The following is a 641-nucleotide window of genomic DNA, read 5'->3' as shown; positions in this document are numbered from 1 at the left end:
GATGCGACATCCACTCACTATAGTCTTTATATTGCAATTTAAGTGGTAACAATAATTTATGTTGATAAAGTGCGTTAAGATCATTCATTAATTGTATATTACTCATACCGTCATTAATGATATGATGTGTATCTATAAACAGGTATGCATGTAAGGGACTTCTAATGTATCTCACTCTAATTTGACTTGGCTTTTCCAAATTAAAAGGTGCCACAAATTGGCGCATAATTTCTTGTTCATCCGTAAAATGCGTGTTAACTTCTTCAAAGTCAGCTACAACATCTGCCACAATACGTTGTCGAACCTCATCATCTACAACAATATATTGTGTTCGTAGAATCTCATGTCGCGCTATCAAATGCTGAACTGCTTGTTGCAATTGAGCTACATTAAGTCCTGATGATAACCGCCATAAAAAAGGTACGTTATACACCGTATCTTTATGGTTTGATTTCCATAATAAATACATACGCTTTTGTGCAGAGCTCAGCACATAATCATCTTTAACTATAGCTTCTGGAATCACTTCATAGTTTTGTTCTTGAACCTTAGCAATCGCTTGTGCTAGTTCAAATACAGTTGGCTTTTGTAATAAATCACCAATTTGTAATCGTTTCCCAGTAGATGCCTCTATCCGATTC

At 35.3% G+C, this 641-nt stretch carries 1 protein-coding gene; it reads right to left on the bottom strand.

The window, feature by feature from the left end; genetic code table 11:
- Positions 1 to 641: condensation domain-containing protein (locus tag IDG60_RS19825; RefSeq protein WP_206161102.1), on the bottom strand; the 641-nt coding region annotated here is incomplete at both ends.

The sequence above is a fragment of the Staphylococcus sp. EG-SA-2 genome (assembly GCF_017152085.1).
The sequence above is the reverse complement of the archived record's forward strand: the minus strand, read 5'-3'. Positions and strand labels throughout refer to the sequence as shown.